A 15,000-nucleotide genomic window follows, 5' to 3' on the forward strand; every position below is an offset into this window, starting at 1 on the left:
ATAAAAGTCAGACGCACTCGAACCGGGGGAAGATGACGTCATGGCTCTCGTCCTGGTGTTCCTGCTCGTGCTCGTCGGCACGGTCGTCGGTGCCACGCTCTACCTGGTGCTCCGGGAACGCGCTCGCCGGCACCAGTTCGACGACGCCGAGGGCCTGCTGATCGAACAGCAGCGGACCGCCCAGGCCACGCGCATGCGGGCGACGTACTCCAGCATCTCGGTCCACCACGGCACCGGCGTGATCGGCGACGAGGGGAACCACTACCGCTCCTGACGGCTCGCGGCCCGGCGGCCGGCTCAGCGGCACAGGGCGGCGTCCACCACGTCCTCCAGGTGCCGGGTGACGGCGTAGTCGGCCGGAACGGTGGTCACCGCGATGTTCACGGCGCGCCCGTCGTCGGTGGCGCCGCCCCGGGTCTCGTAGCCCGGAATGTCGCCGCCGTGCCCCCAGTAGACCCCGCCGCAGGAGAGCGGCCGGCTGAAGACGCCCAGCCCGGAGCCCATGCCGCTGTCCCCGACCGGGACGGTGGCGCGCATCTGGGCGAGCTGGGCGGCGGGCAGCAGGCGGTCCGGGACCAGCAGTTCGGTGAAGAAGCGGTCGAGGTCCGCGTTGGTGGAGATCATCTGCCCGGCCGCCCAGCCCGCCGACGGGTCCAGCTCGGTGAAGTCGGTCAGCGGCCCGTCGGCGGAGTCCTTGCGGTACCCCTTGGGGTGGGCTTCCCGGATGGTCCGGTCGCCGGCGGCCGGGAAGTAGGTGTGCCGCAGCCCGATGCGCCGGACGATCCGCCGGTCGATCTCCTCGGCGAGCGGCCGGCCGGTCACCCGCTGGACGATCAGGCCGGCCAGCACGTAGTTGGTGCTGCTGTAGCCGAACTTCTCCCCGGGCGCGGAGACGGACTTCTGCCCGAGGGCGAGGTCCAGCAGCTCGCGGGGCTCGAAGTACCGGTGCCGGAGGGAGGCTTCGTCCAGCAGCCCCTCGTAGTCGGGCAGGCCGCTGGTGTGCTGGAGGAGCTGCCGGACGGTGATGCCGCGTCCGTCCCCGCCCTCGCCGCGGACCAGGCCGGGGAGGTAGGTGTCGACGAAGGCGTCGAGGTCGACCTTCCCCTCCCCCACCAGCTGGAGCACGGCGACGGCGGTGAAGGTCTTGGTGTTGCTGCCGATCCGCACCTGTCCGTCGACGGGGACCTTCGCGCCGGTGGCCAGGTCCCCCACCCCTGCCGTGTAGTCGCGGGTCCGGCCCCGCCCGTCCCGGACGGTCGCGAGCGCGGCGGGCACCCCGTCCGTCCGCACCAGCGCGTTCAGGCCCTGCTGCACGACGTCCGGCGGGGCAGCGGCGGACGCGGCCGACGCCGCGGGCGGTGTCAGCGCCCCGACGGCCGCGGCGGTCGAGAGGGCGAGGGCGAGTGCCATGTGGCGGACACGCGAAGGACACACGGGTCAACTCCTGTGGGATCGTGGGGATCGGGAACAGCTCCCGGTCACGATCGCCAGTCTGGCCGCGCGGCGGACGGCCGGCCTCCCCCGATCGAGGGAGCACCTCCGCAGGCGTCAGGGCCGGCCGGGTCCCCGCAGGGGCAGTGTCCGGCTGTAGACGACGCTCGTGGTGGTGCTGCCGAAGCCGGCCAGTTCGTCCACCAGGGTTTCCAGGTGTTCCATGGACGTCGCCGCCACCTTCAGGGTGTAGCAGTCGTCGCCGGTGGTGCGCAGGCACTCCAGGATCTCCCGCCGCTCGTCGAGCAGCCGCCGCAGCGGCTCGTGCCGGTTGCCCGGGTACTTCAGCCGGACGACGGCGAGCACCGGGTAGCCGACCTTCGCCAGGTCCACCGTCGCGCGGTAGCCGGTGATGACGCCCAGCGATTCCAGGTTCCGCACCCGTTCGGTGGTCGCCGACGCGCTCAGCGACACCCGCCGTCCCAGCTCGCTGAGCGAGATGCGGGCCTCCCGTTGCAGCTGCTCGATGATCGCCCAGTCGGTGTCGTCAAGATTCACGGCCATGACGCGAATCTACCGGGAGAACCACGGCGATCCGCCGGTCACAGCGGGAGAACCCCGTTCCGTCCGCCATGATCGCGGGGATAGCCTCGAAGCATGCAACTTGGCGTCAACGTACCGAACTTCGGCCCGGGAACCGACCCCGGCGTGCTGCGCGAGTGGGCCCGGACCGCGGAGGGCCTCGACTTCGACCTCCTCATGGTGTCGGACCACGTGGCGGTGACCCCGGACGTCGCCGAGCGGTACCCGGAACCCTTCTACGAGCCCTTCACCACGCTGTCCTGGCTCGCCGGAGTCGCCCCGAACCTGCGGCTGGGCACGACCGTGCTGATCCTGCCCTACCGGAACCCGCTGCTGGTGGCGCGGATGACGGACACCCTCGACCGGCTCAGCGGCGGCCGGTTCGTCCTCGGCGTGGGAGTCGGCTGGGCCCGCCGGGAGTTCGCCGCCCTCGGCGTGCCGTTCGGCGAGCGCGGCAGACTGACCGACGAGTACCTGAGCACCCTGCGCGACGCCCGGGCCGAGGAGCCCGACCGCCGGTCGGTACCGGTCTGGGTCGGCGGCCACAGCGAGGCCGCGCTCCGGCGGGCACGCCGGTTCGGCGACGCCTGGCACCCGCTGCGGCTGCCCCTCGCCCGGATGCGGTCGATCCTGGCCGAGCACCCGATGCCGGGGTTCGCGCCCCGCATCGCCCTGCGGCCGACCGGCACGCCGGTCGACGACCCCGAGCGGCCCGCCGGCGTCGGCACCGTCGACCAGATCCTCGACGACCTCCGCCACCTGCGCGATCTCGGCGCGGAGACCGTCGTCCTCGACCCCTACCACGGCGATCCGGAGGAAACCCGCCGCCCGCAGCGGGCCTGGCAGGACCTCACCACCGTGGCCACCCGGTGGAGGGCCGTGTGATCACCGACGCCGACCGGGCCCTGCTCCGCCGCGCCCTCGCCATCGCCGCCCACGCGATCACCCTGGGCGACGCCCCCTACGGCTCCCTGCTCGCCGGCCCGGACGGCGGGATCCTCGCCGAGGCCCACAACACCGTACGGCGCGACGACGACATCACGGCCCACCCCGAACTGAAGCTCGCCCGCTGGGCCGCCCGCGAACTGGCCCCCGGCACCGCCGCGCGCACCACGATGTACACCAGCTGCCAGCCCTGCGGCATGTGCGAAGGAGGCATCCTCCGCTCCGGCCTCGGCCGGGTCGTGTACGCGCTCTCCACGGCGCAACTCGTCGAGCTCAACCCCGACTCGGGCGCCTGGAGGCCGGTACCGACGGACGGCCCGGCCCTGCCCGACGAGGCCCGGGCCCCGATCACGGCCTACTACGGTCCGCGCTGAGCAAGAGCACCACCGGCAGGGTGAACACCGAGATCGCCACTCCGACGAGCCCCCGGGCACTCGCAGGCACCGCCATGGTCTCCCCTCCCGGCCGACATGCACGCACGTTCAACCCAACAGGGCGAGTGTCAGTGGCATCGGGAAAGCTCGGCGGATCACGTCACCGACCGGAGGGAACCACCGATGCCGATCCACGTCGCGAGCCGCCGCCGCACGACGGCCTCGCTGACCGCCGCCTTCCCCGGCGCGGAGATCATCGACGTCACCTCCAGGGCGCCGGACCCGTGGGTCCGGCTGAGCCCGTTCCATCCGCACGGCGGCATCCCGGTCCCCTGGAGCGACGGCGTGACCAGCGAGTCCGCGGAAGGCGTCTGGCAGGCCCTCAAGGTCTTCCGGGACGCCGACGTCGACCCCGCGAAGCTGCGCGTCACCTCGATGAAGGGCCTCAAGCGGACGGTACGCCGGTACGGCCCCGTCCAGGGCCACCGGACCGGCCTGCACGGCGACCGGCTCCTGCCCTACGAGACGGCCCGCCGCCGCGTCTACCTCCCGGCCTACCGCTGGGTCCTCGAACACCGCGTCGCCGATCTGGTCGAGCGGCTCCGGGAGAAGGACGAGGTCGTGCTCCTGGACTACACCACCAACGGCGACGTCGCCGACCCCACCAGCCCGCTCTCCCACGCCGCGCTCATCCGGCTCCACCTGGAGGGCCGTTGGCCCGACGAGGGCGACACGGACGGGCAGCCCCGATAGCCCCGGCCCGGACCGCCTCTCCGGCGCCCGACCCGTCCTGGGGAAAAGCAGTTGGTCCGACCGCGCCACGAGTTCGACAATCGTCGGATGACCGATGACCAGAGCGCGGTCCAGCGGCGCCGCGCGGCCCGCATGACCTGCAAGCGCTTCCTCTCCGGCGACCGCGTCCTCAGCATCCGCGAGCGCCTCGCCCAACTCTCCGCCCTGGACGGCCTGGACGTCCCCCACGACTTCTACGGCAGCGACGGGCCCGTGCGGCAGCTGGAGGAACGGACCGCCGCACTGCTCGGGAAGGAGGACGCGGTCTTCTTCCCCACCGGGACGATGGCCCAGCAGGTGGCCCTGCGCCACCACGCCGAGCGCACCGGCAACACGGCGGTGGCCCTGCATCCGCTCAGCCACATCGAGCGGCACGAGCGGCACGCCTACACCCAGCTCACCGGCCTGCGCGGCCTCTGGCCCACCACCGAGCAGCGCCAGCCGACGCCCGGCGAACTCGGCGCGCTGGGCGAGCCGTTCGGCACCCTGACGGTCGAACTCCCGCTGCGCGACCCCGGCTACCTGCTCCCCGACTGGGACGAGCTGACCGCCCTCGTCGCCGCCGCCCGCGAGGCCGGCGCCCGGGTGCACTTCGACGGCGCCCGGCTCTGGAACACCACGGCCCACTTCGGCAAGCGGCTCGACGAGATCGCCGCCCTCGCCGACAGCGTCTACGTCTCCTACTACAAGGACCTCGGCGGGATCAGCGGGGCCGCCCTCGCCGGCGATGCCGCCCTCGTCTCCTACGCCCGCACCTGGCGCCACCGCTACGGCGGCCAGCTCTCCCAGCAGTGGCCGGCCGCCATCGCCGCCCTCCACGGCCTGGACACCGCCCTGCCGCGCATCCCCGGCCTGATCCGCCACGCCGCGTCCACCCTCACCCCGGCCCTGGCCGCGCTCCCCGGCGCCCGCCTGTATCCCGAGGTGCCGCCCACCCACGAGTACCAACTCTGGCTCCCGCACCCGGCCGAGGCCCTGAACGCCGCCCATCTGGCCCTGGCCGAGCAGGAGGGCGTCTGGTTCGTCCCGCACTGGGAGGACGCCGCCCCCGGCCTCGCCGTGGCCGAGGTCAGCCTCGGCGAGCCGGCGCAGGCGTGGACGGCGGAGGAGGTGACGGAGGTCGGGCTGCGCTTCCTGGAGCTGGCGGCCAGGGGCTGACGGCGGGGATCCCGCGAGGAGCGCCGCGGTCGAACGGGTTCGCGGCCACCACCCCTTTGTGTCAGACTGACGATATGAGCGAGATGCACGTGGGGGACCTGGCCGCCGTCCGCAGCCGCGAGGAGCTGACCGCGCTGATGGCCGACGGGCTGCGGCCGAAGTGGGTGATGTTCTGGGGGCACACCGAGCGCAAGGGCGGTGGCACCCGACAGGAGTGCCTGAGCCAGTGGTGGCCCGGCGAGTTCACCGTCGACGGGCTCACCTACACCTCCGCCGAGCACTGGATGATGGCCGGCAAGGCCCGGATGTTCGGTGACGAGGAGATCGCACGGCGGGTGCTCGCGGCCCGGACCCCCGCCGAGGCGAAGAAGCTGGGGCGGCTGGTCAAGGACTTCGACGAGAAGGTCTGGACGGCCGGCCGGTTCGAGCTGGTGGTGGCGGGCAACGTCGCGAAGTTCGGACAGGACGAGGCGCTGCGCGACTACCTCCTGGGCACGGGCGACCGGGTGCTGGTCGAGGCCAGCCCGCTGGACCGGATCTGGGGCATCGGGCTCGCCGCCGACGACATCCGGGCCCAACAGCCCGCCGAGTGGCGCGGGTTGAACCTGCTCGGCTTCGCCCTGATGGAGGCGCGGGCGCGGTTGGCCGCATGAGCGCGATCGCTGCGCTGCTGGACGGGACGGTGGTGGCCTCGGCCGCCGCCGCCCTGCTCCTGGCGCCGGGGGTGTTGCGGCGGAAGGCCCGGCCCCCGCGGCGAGAAGGAACGTACGGGCCGGAGCCGCTGCTGGCGGCCGTCGTCGCGCTGATCCACCTCAACCAGGTGCTCGTCGCGGTCTACGTGAACCGGGTGCACCACGGGGACGTCTCCTTCATCGCCCGCCACCTGCCGCCCGGCTGGTTCGACGTGCCCCGCCTGGACTCGCTCGCCGCCCGCTTCCCGGCCCCGGAGCTCCTGGCGCCGTCGGTGCTCCGGGTGCAGGCGTTCCTCGAACTGCCGCTGGTGCTGCTGGCGTTCGTCGCCGTCGTCCGGCGGCTGGACCGCGCGCTGTACGTCCGGCTGGCCCGCTCGCCGTTGATCCCGCTCGCCGCCGTCTCGTACACGGTGGCGTTCTGCGCGGTGGAGTGGGACCTGCGGAACCCGTACACCGTGGACGACCTCGTCCTGCGGGTGCTCGCGGCCTGCCTCACGCCGCCGATGATCGCCCGGCTGGCCCGACGCGAACCCGAAGCGGACGCCGAGCCCGCCCGCGGCCCGTTCCGCTTCGCGCTCGACCTGTGGGCGTACGGCCAGCTGATGCTGGTGCTGTACGACACCGCGCTGCTCTACAACCTCGCCCGGCTCGGGGACCATCTCCCGTCCGCCGCGGCCGCGTTGGCGGTGCTCGTCGCCACCCGTACCCTTCCGCGCCGGATTCCGCGCGGGCGGCCCGGCCCGTACACCGCCGCGCTCTCCGGGACGGTCGGCCGGGCACTGGCGCTGTTCCTCGTCCCCGCCCTGTCGATCCGCTACGCGCAGTCCTTCGGCACGCCCGAACTCTCCGCCCTGGCCGGGCTCCTGGTGATCGGGGCGGCGGTCCGCCGGGCCGCGCTGCTCCTCCTGCCGCCCGCGCTCGTGGGCGCGCTGGTCGGATACGCCGTCGCGGTGCTCGCTCCCGGCCCGTACTACGAGGCGACCCTCCTCCGGAGCGCGACCGGCGCACTCCTCGCAACGACCGCCGTCTGCGCGCTCCTTGACACCACTCGGACACGACTGGTCGTGCACTCTTAACTCCCACGCCACATACTGACGCCAGGATGTCACACAGTCAGGGTGCAGATGGACAGGTTGGGGCGATCATGCGCATGCGGCCGACGGCACAATCCGCAGGCCAGCGGCCGGAAGGCGAGCAACAGGCCGAGGAACTCCGCGCAGAACTGGACGAGTTACTCCGTGCGAGCCGCTACGCGGGCCAACGTGAACGGCGCCTGAACGAGGCGATCGGGGCCACCCCGGGCCGCCAGCGGCCGGACGGGGAGCTGCTGCGCCAGCTCGCCCAGGCCCGCATGCTCCGCGAGGGACTGGGCGCCCGCTGCCTCCAACTCAGCGACCAGCTGGAGGCGTTGGAGAGCCGGATCAGACAGCGGCAGCAGCCACCGCCGCCACCGCCGCACCAACAGGCACCGGCCCATCAGCGGCCCGCACAGCAGCCACCGCGACAGCAGCGGCCACCTCAGCAGCAGCCGCCGGCGCCCGCCCGCCCCGACCTCGGCGCTCTCACCGAGCGGATCACCGCCCTCCACCGGGCCGGCTCCCTCGCCGAGGCCACCGGGGTGATAGACGCGGCCGCCGCCCGTCTCACCCCCTCCGACGCCGCGCTGCTGGTCGGCATGCTGGCCAGGTACGGTCCGACCGGCGGCTCGCTCCTCCTCGCCCGCAGCATCGCCCGGTCCGCACCCGACCATTCCGTCACCGTGCTCGCCGAGTTGCGCGAACTGGGCCTGGCCGAGGAGGCGGCCGAGGTGTTCCACGCCTTCTGGGGCTACCCGGCCGCCTCCGTCCCCGGCCTGCTCTCCGCGCTGGACCGGGCCGGGCTGGCCGCCGACAGCGCGACGCTGCTCTGGGAGTGGGGGTCCGCGCCGATGCCCGAGCTGACCTCCCTGGCCGCCTGCCTCCAGCAGCACGGCCGGTCCGCCGACGTCAGGACCCTGCTGCGGCAGGCCGCGGGCCGCTCCACCGCCGACCTCGCCGACCTCGCGGCCGGGCTGCCGCCGGCGCTCGCCGCCCTCCTGCTGAGCGAGCTGGCCGTCCTGCGCCCGCCCGCCGAGGTGGTCCGGCTGGCCGCCGCCCTGGACGGCGCCGGCAGTTCCGGGCTCTACGCGCAGCTGCTGGCCGCGCTGCTAGCCGACGAGGCCCGCCACCGCACCACGCTCGCGGCCCTGCGCACCGCCGGCCTCCCGACCCGCCCGCCCGCGGCCCCGCGCTCGCGCTGGGGACGGCGGTAGCGGCGGCCGCACGCGGCCCCCTGCCCCGGACAGCAAGGAGCCCCCGTCCGCCCCACCAGGGCGGACGAGGGCTCCCGGGCCGTGCCGGAGGCTGCTAGCAGCCGATCAGCCGCGCGCCCAGGTACGCCTTGACCTGGTCCAGCGAGACGCGCTCCTGCGACATGGTGTCGCGGTCGCGGACGGTCACCGCGTTGTCCTCAAGGGTGTCGAAGTCGACGGTGACGCAGAACGGCGTGCCGATCTCGTCCTGGCGGCGGTAGCGCTTGCCGATGGCGCCGGCGTCGTCGAACTCGACGTTCCACGCGGTGCGCAGGTCGGCGGCCAGGCCGCGGGCCTTCGGGGACAGCTCGGCGTTGCGCGACAGCGGCAGGACGGCGACCTTGACCGGGGCCAGGCGCGGGTCGAGCCGCATGCCGACGCGCTTCTCCATGACGCCCTTGGCGTTCGGCGCCTCGTCCTCGAAGTAGGCGTCGATCAGGAAGGCCAGCATGGCGCGGTTGAGGCCGGCCGCCGGCTCGATGACGTACGGGAAGTACCGCTCGCCGGACTCCTGGTCGAAGTACTTCAGGTCCTGGCCGGAGGCCTCGCTGTGCACCCGCAGGTCGTAGTCGGTGCGGTTGGCGACGCCCTCCAGCTCGGAGAACTCGGAGCCGCCGAAGTTGAAGCGGTACTCGATGTCCACCGTGCGCTTGGCGTAGTGGGAGAGCTTCTCCTTCGGGTGCTCGAAGAAGCGCATGTTCTCGGTGCGCAGGCCGAGGCCGACGTACCAGTCCCAGCGCTGCTGGAGCCAGTACTCGTGCCACTGCTCGTCCTCGCCCGGCTTGACGAAGAACTCCATCTCCATCTGCTCGAACTCGCGGGTGCGGAAGATGAAGTTGCCGGGGGTGATCTCGTTGCGGAAGCTCTTGCCCGTCTGGGCGATGCCGAACGGCGGCTTCTTGCGCGAAGTGGTCTGGACGGCCTTGAAGTTGGTGAAGATGCCCTGGGCGGTCTCCGGGCGCAGGAACGCCAGGCCGCTCGCCTCCTCGGTGACACCGAGGTGGGTCTTCAGCATGCCCGAGAAGTCCTTGGGCTCGGTGAACTGGCCCTTGGTGCCGCAGTCGGGGCAGTTGACGTCCTGGAGACCGTTCGGCGGCGGGAAGCCGTGCTTGGCCTCGTACTTCTCCTCCAGGTGGTCGGCCCGGTGGCGCTTGTGGCAGGAGAGGCACTCGGTCAGCGGGTCGTTGAAGGTGGCGACGTGACCGGAGGCCTCCCACACCTCGCGGGCGAGGATCACCGACGAGTCGAGTCCGACGACGTCCTCACGGGCCTGGACCATCGCGCGCCACCACTGGCGCTTGATGTTCTCCTTGAGCTCGACACCCAGCGGCCCGTAGTCCCAGGCGGCACGCGTGCCGCCGTAGATCTCGCTGCAGGGGTAGACGAAGCCACGGCGCTTGCTCAGGCTGACGATCGTGTCGATCTTGTCGGCGGCCACAGTGCTCTCTTCAGTACGTACGGCACGGTCAGGGCACGGCTGGTTGCGCGTACCCGAATACCTCAGGTTACCGGCCATACGGGTACGTGATTCAAATCGGTATCGTCCGGCCGCCCCCACCCTCCGTCACCTTCCGTTCACCCGCCCGAGTGATTTGACAATCATTTCCATTTGGGATGAGAATGATTGTCATGATGATCGGACTGCCTCGACTCGGACTGTCTCGCCGGACCCGCCGCTCCATGGCGCTCGGCACCACCGCCCTCGCCGCCACCCTCGTCCTCACCGCCTGCGGAGGCAGCAGCAGCGCCGACAGCGGCACGGGCAAGCTGAAGGTCGTCGCCTCCTTCTACCCGATGGAGTACCTGGCCCAGCAGATCGGCAAGGAGCACGTCGCGGTCACCGACCTGACCGCCGCCGGCGTCGAGCCGCACGACCTGGAGCTCACCGCCAAGCAGGTCGGCACGGTCCAGAAGGCCGACGCGATCATCTACCTCAAGGGCCTCCAGCCCACCGTCGACCAGGCCGTCGCGCAGTCGTCCAGCAAGCACAAGATCGACGCCACCGCCGCCAGCCCGCTGGTCGACCACCACCTCGACGAGGACACCGCGGACGCCGACCACGGCGGCGACGGCCACGGGACCGACGGCCACAAGCACGAGGACCCGGCCGGCGACCCGCACATCTGGCTCGACCCGACCCGCTACGCGGCGATCGCCAAGAGCGTCGGCGACGAGTTCGCCAAGGCCGACCCGGCCCACGCCGAGGACTACCGGAAGAACACCGACGAGCTGGTCACCAGGCTCACCGCGCTCGACCAGGAGTTCCGGGACGGGCTGAAGGACGCCAGCACCCGGACCTTCGTCACCAGCCACGCCGCGTTCGGCTACCTCGCCGACCACTACGGCCTCACCCAGGTCGCCATCAACGGCGTCGACCCGGAGTCCGAGCCCACCCCGGCCCGCCTCGCCGCGGTGCAGAAGGCCGCCAAGGACAACGGCGTCTCCACCGTCTTCTTCGAGACCCTGGTCAGCCCCAAGCTCGCCGAGACCGTCGCCAAGGACCTCGGCCTCAGGACCGCCGTCCTGGATCCGCTGGAGGGCGTCAAGGACCCGTCCAAGGACGACTACCTGACCGTGATGAAGCAGAACCTGGCCAACCTCCGGGCCGCCCTCGGCGCCCCGGCCGGCACCGCCCCGGCCGCCCCCGCCGGGACCGACGCCGCCACCCCCGCCCCCGCGAACTGACGGGACCGAGCACCATGACCGACCCGATACCCCCGGCCGTCCGCCTCCGTGACGCCGTCGCCTCGCGCGGCGGCCGGCCGGTGCTGCGCGGCGTCGACCTCACCGTCCGGCCCGGAGAGGTCGTCGCCCTGCTGGGCGCCAACGGCTCCGGCAAGTCGACCACCGTCAAGGCCGTGATCGGCTCCGTCCCGCTGGAGCACGGCACCCTGGAGCTGTTCGGCACCCCGTTCCGCTCCTTCCGCGCCTGGCACCGGATCGGGTACGTCCCGCAGCGCACCACCGCCGCCTCCGGCGTCCCCGCCACCGTGCGGGAGGTGGTCTCCACCGGACGGCTGCCGCAGCACCGGCTGCTGCCCTTCCGCCGCAAGGACCGCGAGGCGGTGGACCGCGCGCTGGCCGCCGTCGGCATGCTGGAGCGGGCCTCGGACGGCGTGGCCGACCTGTCCGGCGGCCAGCAGCAGCGGGTGCTGATCGCCCGCGCCCTGGTCGGCTCCCCCGACCTGCTGATCATGGACGAGCCGATGGCCGGCGTCGACGCCGCCAGCCAGCAGGTGCTCGCCGACACCCTGCGCACCGAGGTCGGCCGCGGCGCCTCCGTCCTCCTCGTGCTGCACGAACTCGGACCGCTGGAACCGCTGATCGACCGCGCCGTGGTGCTGCGGGACGGCTGCGTCGCCCACGACGGCCCGCCCGTGCCCAACACCGGCCTGCACGCGCTGCCCGGCCACGACCACGTCCACCCGCACGCCGACCTGACCCCGCCGAGGCTGCTCGCATGACCGAGATGCTGTCCTACGACTTCATGCAGCGGGCCCTGCTCGCCGCCGTCCTGGTCGGGATCACCGCCCCGGCCGTCGGCATCTACCTGGTGCAGCGCCGCCAGGCCCTGATGGGCGACGGCATGGGCCACGTCGCGATGACCGGCGTCGGCCTCGGCTTCATCTTCCAGACCAGCCCGGTCTGGATGGCCGTGCTGGTCTGCGTGCTCGGCGCCGTCACCATGGAGCTGGTCCGCTCGCGCGGCAACCAGCGCGGCGACATCGCCCTCGCGATGCTCTTCTACGGCGGCATGGCCTGCGGCAAGCTGCTGGTCTCGATGTCCGCCCAGGCCGGGGCCGGCTCGCTGGAGAGCTACCTGTGGGGCTCGATCCTCACCGTCGCCCCCGCGGACCTGGCCACCATCGCGGTGCTCGGCGCGGTGGTCATCGCGGTCACCGTCGGCCTGCGCCGCCAGCTCTTCGCGATCTGCCAGGACGAGGACTTCGCCCGGGTCACCGGCGTGCCGGTGCGCACCCTCAACCTGCTGCTCGCGGTGATGGCCGCGGTCACCGTCACGGTCGCCATGCGGGTGGTCGGGCTGCTGCTGGTCAGCGCGCTGATGGTGGTCCCGGTGGTCGCCGCCCAGCAGCTCACCCGCTCCTTCGCCGCCACCCAGGCCGCCTCGATCGCGCTCGGCGTGGTCGTCTCGCTGGCCGGCGTCACGGGCTCCTACCAGCTCGACGTGCCCTCCGGCCCGGCCATCGTGCTGCTCGCCATCGCGGTCTTCGCGGTGTTCAGCCTGCTCGCCGCGCCACTGGCCCGGCGGCGCCACCGCGGCACGGGCGAGAACGGACCGAAGGTGTGCGACGTCGAACTGCCGGGGCAGGCCGTCTCCGGGCCGTCCGGCACGACCACCCCTGAGCGGCGGGCCGGGCTGGCACAATGATGTGCGAGACGCCCACGACCCCAGGAGGACCCACGGTGACCACCGCAGGCCCGTCGCCGCGCGCCCGCTCGACCCGGCAGCGTGCCGCCGTCTCGGCAGCCCTGGACGAGATCGCGGACTTCCGCAGCGCGCAGGAGCTCCACGACCTGCTCAAGCACCGCGGGGACTCCGTCGGTCTGACCACGGTCTACCGCACGCTCCAGTCGCTCGCGGACGCCGGTGAGGTGGACGTGCTGCGCACCGCCGACGGCGAGGCGGTCTACCGCCGGTGCAGCAGCGGGCACCACCACCACCTGGTCTGCCGGCACTGCGGCGCGACCGTCGAGGTGGAGGGGCCCGCGGTGGAGCGCTGGGCCAACTCGGTCGCCGCCGAGCACGGCTTCAGCGACATCGCGCACACCCTGGAGATCTTCGGGACCTGTGCGGAGTGCGCCAAGAAGGCCTGAGCCGCCGACACGAAGGAGAGGACCCGCCGGGCAGATCCCGGCGGGTCCTCTCCTTTTCGTCCGGCACGGCCGTCGCGTCCGGTACGGCCGTCGCGTCCGGCACGGCCCTCGGGACCGTACGCCCGTCAGCGCTGCGACGGCACCGGCGCGCCGACCTCGTTGGGGATCGCCCCGCCGAAGCGCCGGTCGCGCATCGCGTACTGCTCGCAGGCGCGCCACAGGTCACGGCGGTCGAAGTCCGGCCAGAGCACGTCCTGGAACACGAACTCGGCGTAAGCCGACTGCCAGAGAAGGAAGTTGGAGGTGCGCTGCTCGCCGCTGGGGCGCAGGAAGAGGTCCACGTCCGGCATGTCCGGGTGGTACATGTACTTGGCCAGGGTCTTCTCGTTGACCTTCTTCGGGTCGAGCTTCCCGGCCGCGACGTCCTGGGCGATCGCCTGAGCCGCGTCGGCGAGTTCGGCGCGGCCGCCGTAGTTGACGCACATGTAGAGCGTGACGGCGTCGTTGTCCTTGGTCTGCTCCTCGGCGACCTGGAGCTCCTGGACGACGCTCTTCCACAGCTTGGGCATCCGGCCCGCCCAGCGGATCCGCACGCCCATCGCGTCCATCTCGTCGCGGCGGCGGGCGATGACGTCCCGGTTGAAGTTCATCAGGAACTTCACCTCGTCGGGCGAGCGCTTCCAGTTCTCGGTGGAGAACGCGTACAGCGAGATGTTCTTGACGCCGAGCTCGATGGCGCCCTTGAGGACGTCCAGCACCACGGACTCGCCGACCTTGTGGCCCTCGGTGCGGGGCAGCCCGCGCTCCTTGGCCCAGCGGCCGTTGCCGTCCATCACGATCGCGACGTGCTCGGGGACCAGCTCGCCGGGGATCTTCGGGGGCTGTGCGCCGCTGGGGTGCGGGGTCGGGGGGACGTACGTCCGCTGCTTGCCGCCGCCGAAGAGCCGTCGCGCTGCCATGTGCTCACTTCTCCACGTATCTCATCGAGCGGATGCCCCGCTCCAGGTGCCACTGCAGATAGGCCGCGACCAGGCCGCTGCCCTCCCGCCAGTACCGCGGCTCGCAGGCGTCGGCCGTCTGCCAGTCCCCTGACAGCAGCGCCCCGAGCAGTACCAGTGTCTCAGGGGAGGGTACGGCACATCCGGGCACTCGGCAGTCCCCGCAGAGCACCCCGCCCGCGGGGAGGGAGAAGAAACGGTTCGGCCCTTCCAGGCCGCATTTGGCGCAGTCGGTGAAGCTCGCGCCGTACCCGTTCACCGCGAGCGAGCGCAGCAGGAAGGCGTCCAGTACCAGGTGCGACTCGTGCAGCCCGGCCGCCAGCGTGCGCAGCCCGCCGACCAGCAGCAGGTACTGCTGGACGGCCGGCTCGCCCTCGTTCTCGGCGAACCGCTCGGCGGTCTCCAGCATCGCGGTGCCGGCCGTGTAGCGGCCGTAGTCGGCGACGATCGGGCCGCCGTACGGCGCGATGGTCTCCACCTGGGTGCAGAGCGGCAATCCGCGGCCGATCAGCTCACTCCCCCGGCTGAAGAACTGCACGTCCACGTGCGAGAACGGCTCCAGGCGGGCACCGAACTTGGACTTGGTCTTCCGCACCCCGCGCGCCACCGCCCGCACCTTGCCGTACTTGCGGGTCAGCAGGGTGATGATCCGATCGGCCTCGCCGAGCTTCTGCGCCCGCAGCACGACGCCGTCGTCCCGGAAAAGACTCATGGGGACCATTCTCCCCCACCGCCCCCCGGCGCCGGACAGCCGTGTTGCCCGCACCGGCGGCCGTGGGGGAGGCCATGCGGTGCGGGTCACGGCGGGCCCGGGGTGGGGAGTCCAAGGCCCGTTGTGGGGGATTCGGAGATGGTCTGCGGGT

17 protein-coding genes are annotated in these 15,000 nt (G+C 72.5%); 12 read left to right on the top strand and 5 right to left on the bottom strand.

What is annotated here, in order from left to right; all coding sequences use genetic code 11:
* Nucleotides 1-40 precede the first annotated feature (40 nt).
* The gene (locus ACFVHV_RS01215) at nt 41-274 is read left to right on the top strand and encodes a hypothetical protein (protein ID WP_359902966.1); all 234 of its coding nucleotides are present in this window, start codon (nt 41-43) and stop codon (nt 272-274) included.
* Nucleotides 275-297: 23 nt separating this feature from the next.
* Here the strand turns inward: ACFVHV_RS01215 and ACFVHV_RS01220 are convergent, their stop codons facing one another.
* Both ACFVHV_RS01220 and ACFVHV_RS01225 read right to left on the bottom strand, forming a co-directional pair.
* Nucleotides 298-1,410: a serine hydrolase domain-containing protein gene (locus ACFVHV_RS01220; protein ID WP_380347993.1), complete on the bottom strand. Its 1,113-nt coding sequence runs from the start codon at nt 1,408-1,410 to the stop codon at nt 298-300.
* A gap of 138 nt (nt 1,411-1,548) precedes the next feature.
* The gene (locus ACFVHV_RS01225; protein WP_359902968.1) at nt 1,549-1,995 is read right to left on the bottom strand and encodes an Lrp/AsnC family transcriptional regulator; all 447 of its coding nucleotides are present in this window, start codon (nt 1,993-1,995) and stop codon (nt 1,549-1,551) included.
* 93 nt (nt 1,996-2,088) lie between these two features.
* Between ACFVHV_RS01225 and ACFVHV_RS01230 the strand changes: the two genes are divergently transcribed.
* The 7 genes from ACFVHV_RS01230 to ACFVHV_RS01260 all read left to right on the top strand — a co-directional run bounded on the left by ACFVHV_RS01230 (nt 2,089) and on the right by ACFVHV_RS01260 (nt 8,264).
* Nucleotides 2,089-2,898 carry an LLM class flavin-dependent oxidoreductase gene (locus ACFVHV_RS01230; RefSeq protein WP_380347995.1) on the top strand — a complete coding sequence of 270 codons (810 nt, stop codon included), beginning with the start codon at nt 2,089-2,091 and terminating at the stop codon, nt 2,896-2,898.
* Nucleotides 2,895-3,332 (top strand): nucleoside deaminase, encoded by a 438-nt coding sequence (locus ACFVHV_RS01235; protein ID WP_359902974.1) that lies wholly within the window; start codon nt 2,895-2,897, stop codon nt 3,330-3,332. Before ACFVHV_RS01230 ends, ACFVHV_RS01235 begins: the two co-directional genes overlap by 4 nt.
* Nucleotides 3,333-3,515: 183 nt before the next feature.
* Complete coding sequence (locus ACFVHV_RS01240; RefSeq protein ID WP_380347997.1) at nt 3,516-4,085, top strand: DUF6939 family protein; 570 nt, start codon at nt 3,516-3,518, stop codon at nt 4,083-4,085.
* 87 nt (nt 4,086-4,172) lie between these two features.
* Nucleotides 4,173-5,282: a threonine aldolase family protein gene (locus tag ACFVHV_RS01245; RefSeq protein ID WP_380347999.1), complete on the top strand. Its 1,110-nt coding sequence runs from the start codon at nt 4,173-4,175 to the stop codon at nt 5,280-5,282.
* Nucleotides 5,283-5,356: 74 nt separating this feature from the next.
* On the top strand, nt 5,357-5,935 hold the full coding sequence (locus ACFVHV_RS01250; RefSeq protein ID WP_380348000.1) for an NADAR family protein: 579 nt from the start codon (nt 5,357-5,359) through the stop codon (nt 5,933-5,935).
* Nucleotides 5,932-7,050, top strand: coding sequence for a hypothetical protein (locus tag ACFVHV_RS01255; RefSeq protein WP_380348002.1), 1,119 nt, complete (start codon nt 5,932-5,934; stop codon nt 7,048-7,050). Before ACFVHV_RS01250 ends, ACFVHV_RS01255 begins: the two co-directional genes overlap by 4 nt.
* A gap of 68 nt (nt 7,051-7,118) precedes the next feature.
* Nucleotides 7,119-8,264, top strand: a complete 1,146-nt coding sequence (locus ACFVHV_RS01260) for a hypothetical protein (protein ID WP_380348003.1) — start codon at nt 7,119-7,121, stop codon at nt 8,262-8,264.
* 94 nt (nt 8,265-8,358) lie between these two features.
* Here the strand turns inward: ACFVHV_RS01260 and ACFVHV_RS01265 are convergent, their stop codons facing one another.
* Nucleotides 8,359-9,741 carry a glycine--tRNA ligase gene (locus tag ACFVHV_RS01265; RefSeq protein WP_359902988.1) on the bottom strand — a complete coding sequence of 461 codons (1,383 nt, stop codon included), beginning with the start codon at nt 9,739-9,741 and terminating at the stop codon, nt 8,359-8,361.
* A 191-nt stretch (nt 9,742-9,932) separates the two neighbouring features.
* Between ACFVHV_RS01265 and ACFVHV_RS01270 the strand changes: the two genes are divergently transcribed.
* The 4 genes from ACFVHV_RS01270 to ACFVHV_RS01285 are packed head-to-tail and all read left to right on the top strand — an operon-like array spanning nt 9,933 to nt 13,139.
* Nucleotides 9,933-10,988 carry a metal ABC transporter substrate-binding protein gene (locus ACFVHV_RS01270; protein ID WP_380348005.1) on the top strand — a complete coding sequence of 352 codons (1,056 nt, stop codon included), beginning with the start codon at nt 9,933-9,935 and terminating at the stop codon, nt 10,986-10,988.
* Nucleotides 10,989-11,002: 14 nt separating this feature from the next.
* Nucleotides 11,003-11,767 carry a metal ABC transporter ATP-binding protein gene (locus tag ACFVHV_RS01275; RefSeq protein ID WP_380348007.1) on the top strand — a complete coding sequence of 255 codons (765 nt, stop codon included), beginning with the start codon at nt 11,003-11,005 and terminating at the stop codon, nt 11,765-11,767.
* Entirely contained in the window at nt 11,764-12,693 is a 930-nt protein-coding gene (locus tag ACFVHV_RS01280; protein WP_359902994.1) for a metal ABC transporter permease, read from the top strand. Before ACFVHV_RS01275 ends, ACFVHV_RS01280 begins: the two co-directional genes overlap by 4 nt.
* Before the next feature lie 35 nt (nt 12,694-12,728).
* Nucleotides 12,729-13,139: a Fur family transcriptional regulator gene (locus ACFVHV_RS01285; protein WP_189918013.1), complete on the top strand. Its 411-nt coding sequence runs from the start codon at nt 12,729-12,731 to the stop codon at nt 13,137-13,139.
* A gap of 125 nt (nt 13,140-13,264) precedes the next feature.
* Here the strand turns inward: ACFVHV_RS01285 and ACFVHV_RS01290 are convergent, their stop codons facing one another.
* Nucleotides 13,265-14,098 carry an isoprenyl transferase gene (locus tag ACFVHV_RS01290; protein ID WP_359902997.1) on the bottom strand — a complete coding sequence of 278 codons (834 nt, stop codon included), beginning with the start codon at nt 14,096-14,098 and terminating at the stop codon, nt 13,265-13,267.
* A 4-nt stretch (nt 14,099-14,102) separates the two neighbouring features.
* Complete coding sequence (recO, locus tag ACFVHV_RS01295) at nt 14,103-14,849, bottom strand: DNA repair protein RecO (RefSeq protein WP_359903000.1); 747 nt, start codon at nt 14,847-14,849, stop codon at nt 14,103-14,105.
* Nucleotides 14,850-15,000: the final 151 nt, after the last annotated feature.

This window comes from Kitasatospora sp. NPDC127116 (assembly GCF_042677365.1).
Classification (GTDB): Bacteria; Actinomycetota; Actinomycetes; order Streptomycetales; family Streptomycetaceae; genus Kitasatospora; species Kitasatospora lactacystinica.

Bases quoted from the DNA above. Each gene is read 5' to 3' on its own strand.
- ACFVHV_RS01270 (WP_380348005.1), top strand. From the start codon at position 9,933: ATGATGATCGGACTGCCTCGACTCGGACTGTCTCGCCGGACCCGCCGC.
- ACFVHV_RS01290 (WP_359902997.1), bottom strand. From the start codon at position 14,098: ATGGCAGCGCGACGGCTCTTCGGCGGCGGCAAGCAGCGGACGTACGTC.
- recO (WP_359903000.1), bottom strand. From the start codon at position 14,849: ATGAGTCTTTTCCGGGACGACGGCGTCGTGCTGCGGGCGCAGAAGCTC.
- ACFVHV_RS01260 (WP_380348003.1), top strand. From the start codon at position 7,119: ATGCGCATGCGGCCGACGGCACAATCCGCAGGCCAGCGGCCGGAAGGC.
- ACFVHV_RS01275 (WP_380348007.1), top strand. From the start codon at position 11,003: ATGACCGACCCGATACCCCCGGCCGTCCGCCTCCGTGACGCCGTCGCC.
- ACFVHV_RS01230 (WP_380347995.1), top strand. From the start codon at position 2,089: ATGCAACTTGGCGTCAACGTACCGAACTTCGGCCCGGGAACCGACCCC.
- ACFVHV_RS01280 (WP_359902994.1), top strand. From the start codon at position 11,764: ATGACCGAGATGCTGTCCTACGACTTCATGCAGCGGGCCCTGCTCGCC.
- ACFVHV_RS01225 (WP_359902968.1), bottom strand. From the start codon at position 1,995: ATGGCCGTGAATCTTGACGACACCGACTGGGCGATCATCGAGCAGCTG.
- ACFVHV_RS01250 (WP_380348000.1), top strand. From the start codon at position 5,357: ATGAGCGAGATGCACGTGGGGGACCTGGCCGCCGTCCGCAGCCGCGAG.
- ACFVHV_RS01220 (WP_380347993.1), bottom strand. From the start codon at position 1,410: ATGGCACTCGCCCTCGCCCTCTCGACCGCCGCGGCCGTCGGGGCGCTG.
- ACFVHV_RS01240 (WP_380347997.1), top strand. From the start codon at position 3,516: ATGCCGATCCACGTCGCGAGCCGCCGCCGCACGACGGCCTCGCTGACC.
- ACFVHV_RS01245 (WP_380347999.1), top strand. From the start codon at position 4,173: ATGACCGATGACCAGAGCGCGGTCCAGCGGCGCCGCGCGGCCCGCATG.
- ACFVHV_RS01255 (WP_380348002.1), top strand. From the start codon at position 5,932: ATGAGCGCGATCGCTGCGCTGCTGGACGGGACGGTGGTGGCCTCGGCC.
- ACFVHV_RS01215 (WP_359902966.1), top strand. From the start codon at position 41: ATGGCTCTCGTCCTGGTGTTCCTGCTCGTGCTCGTCGGCACGGTCGTC.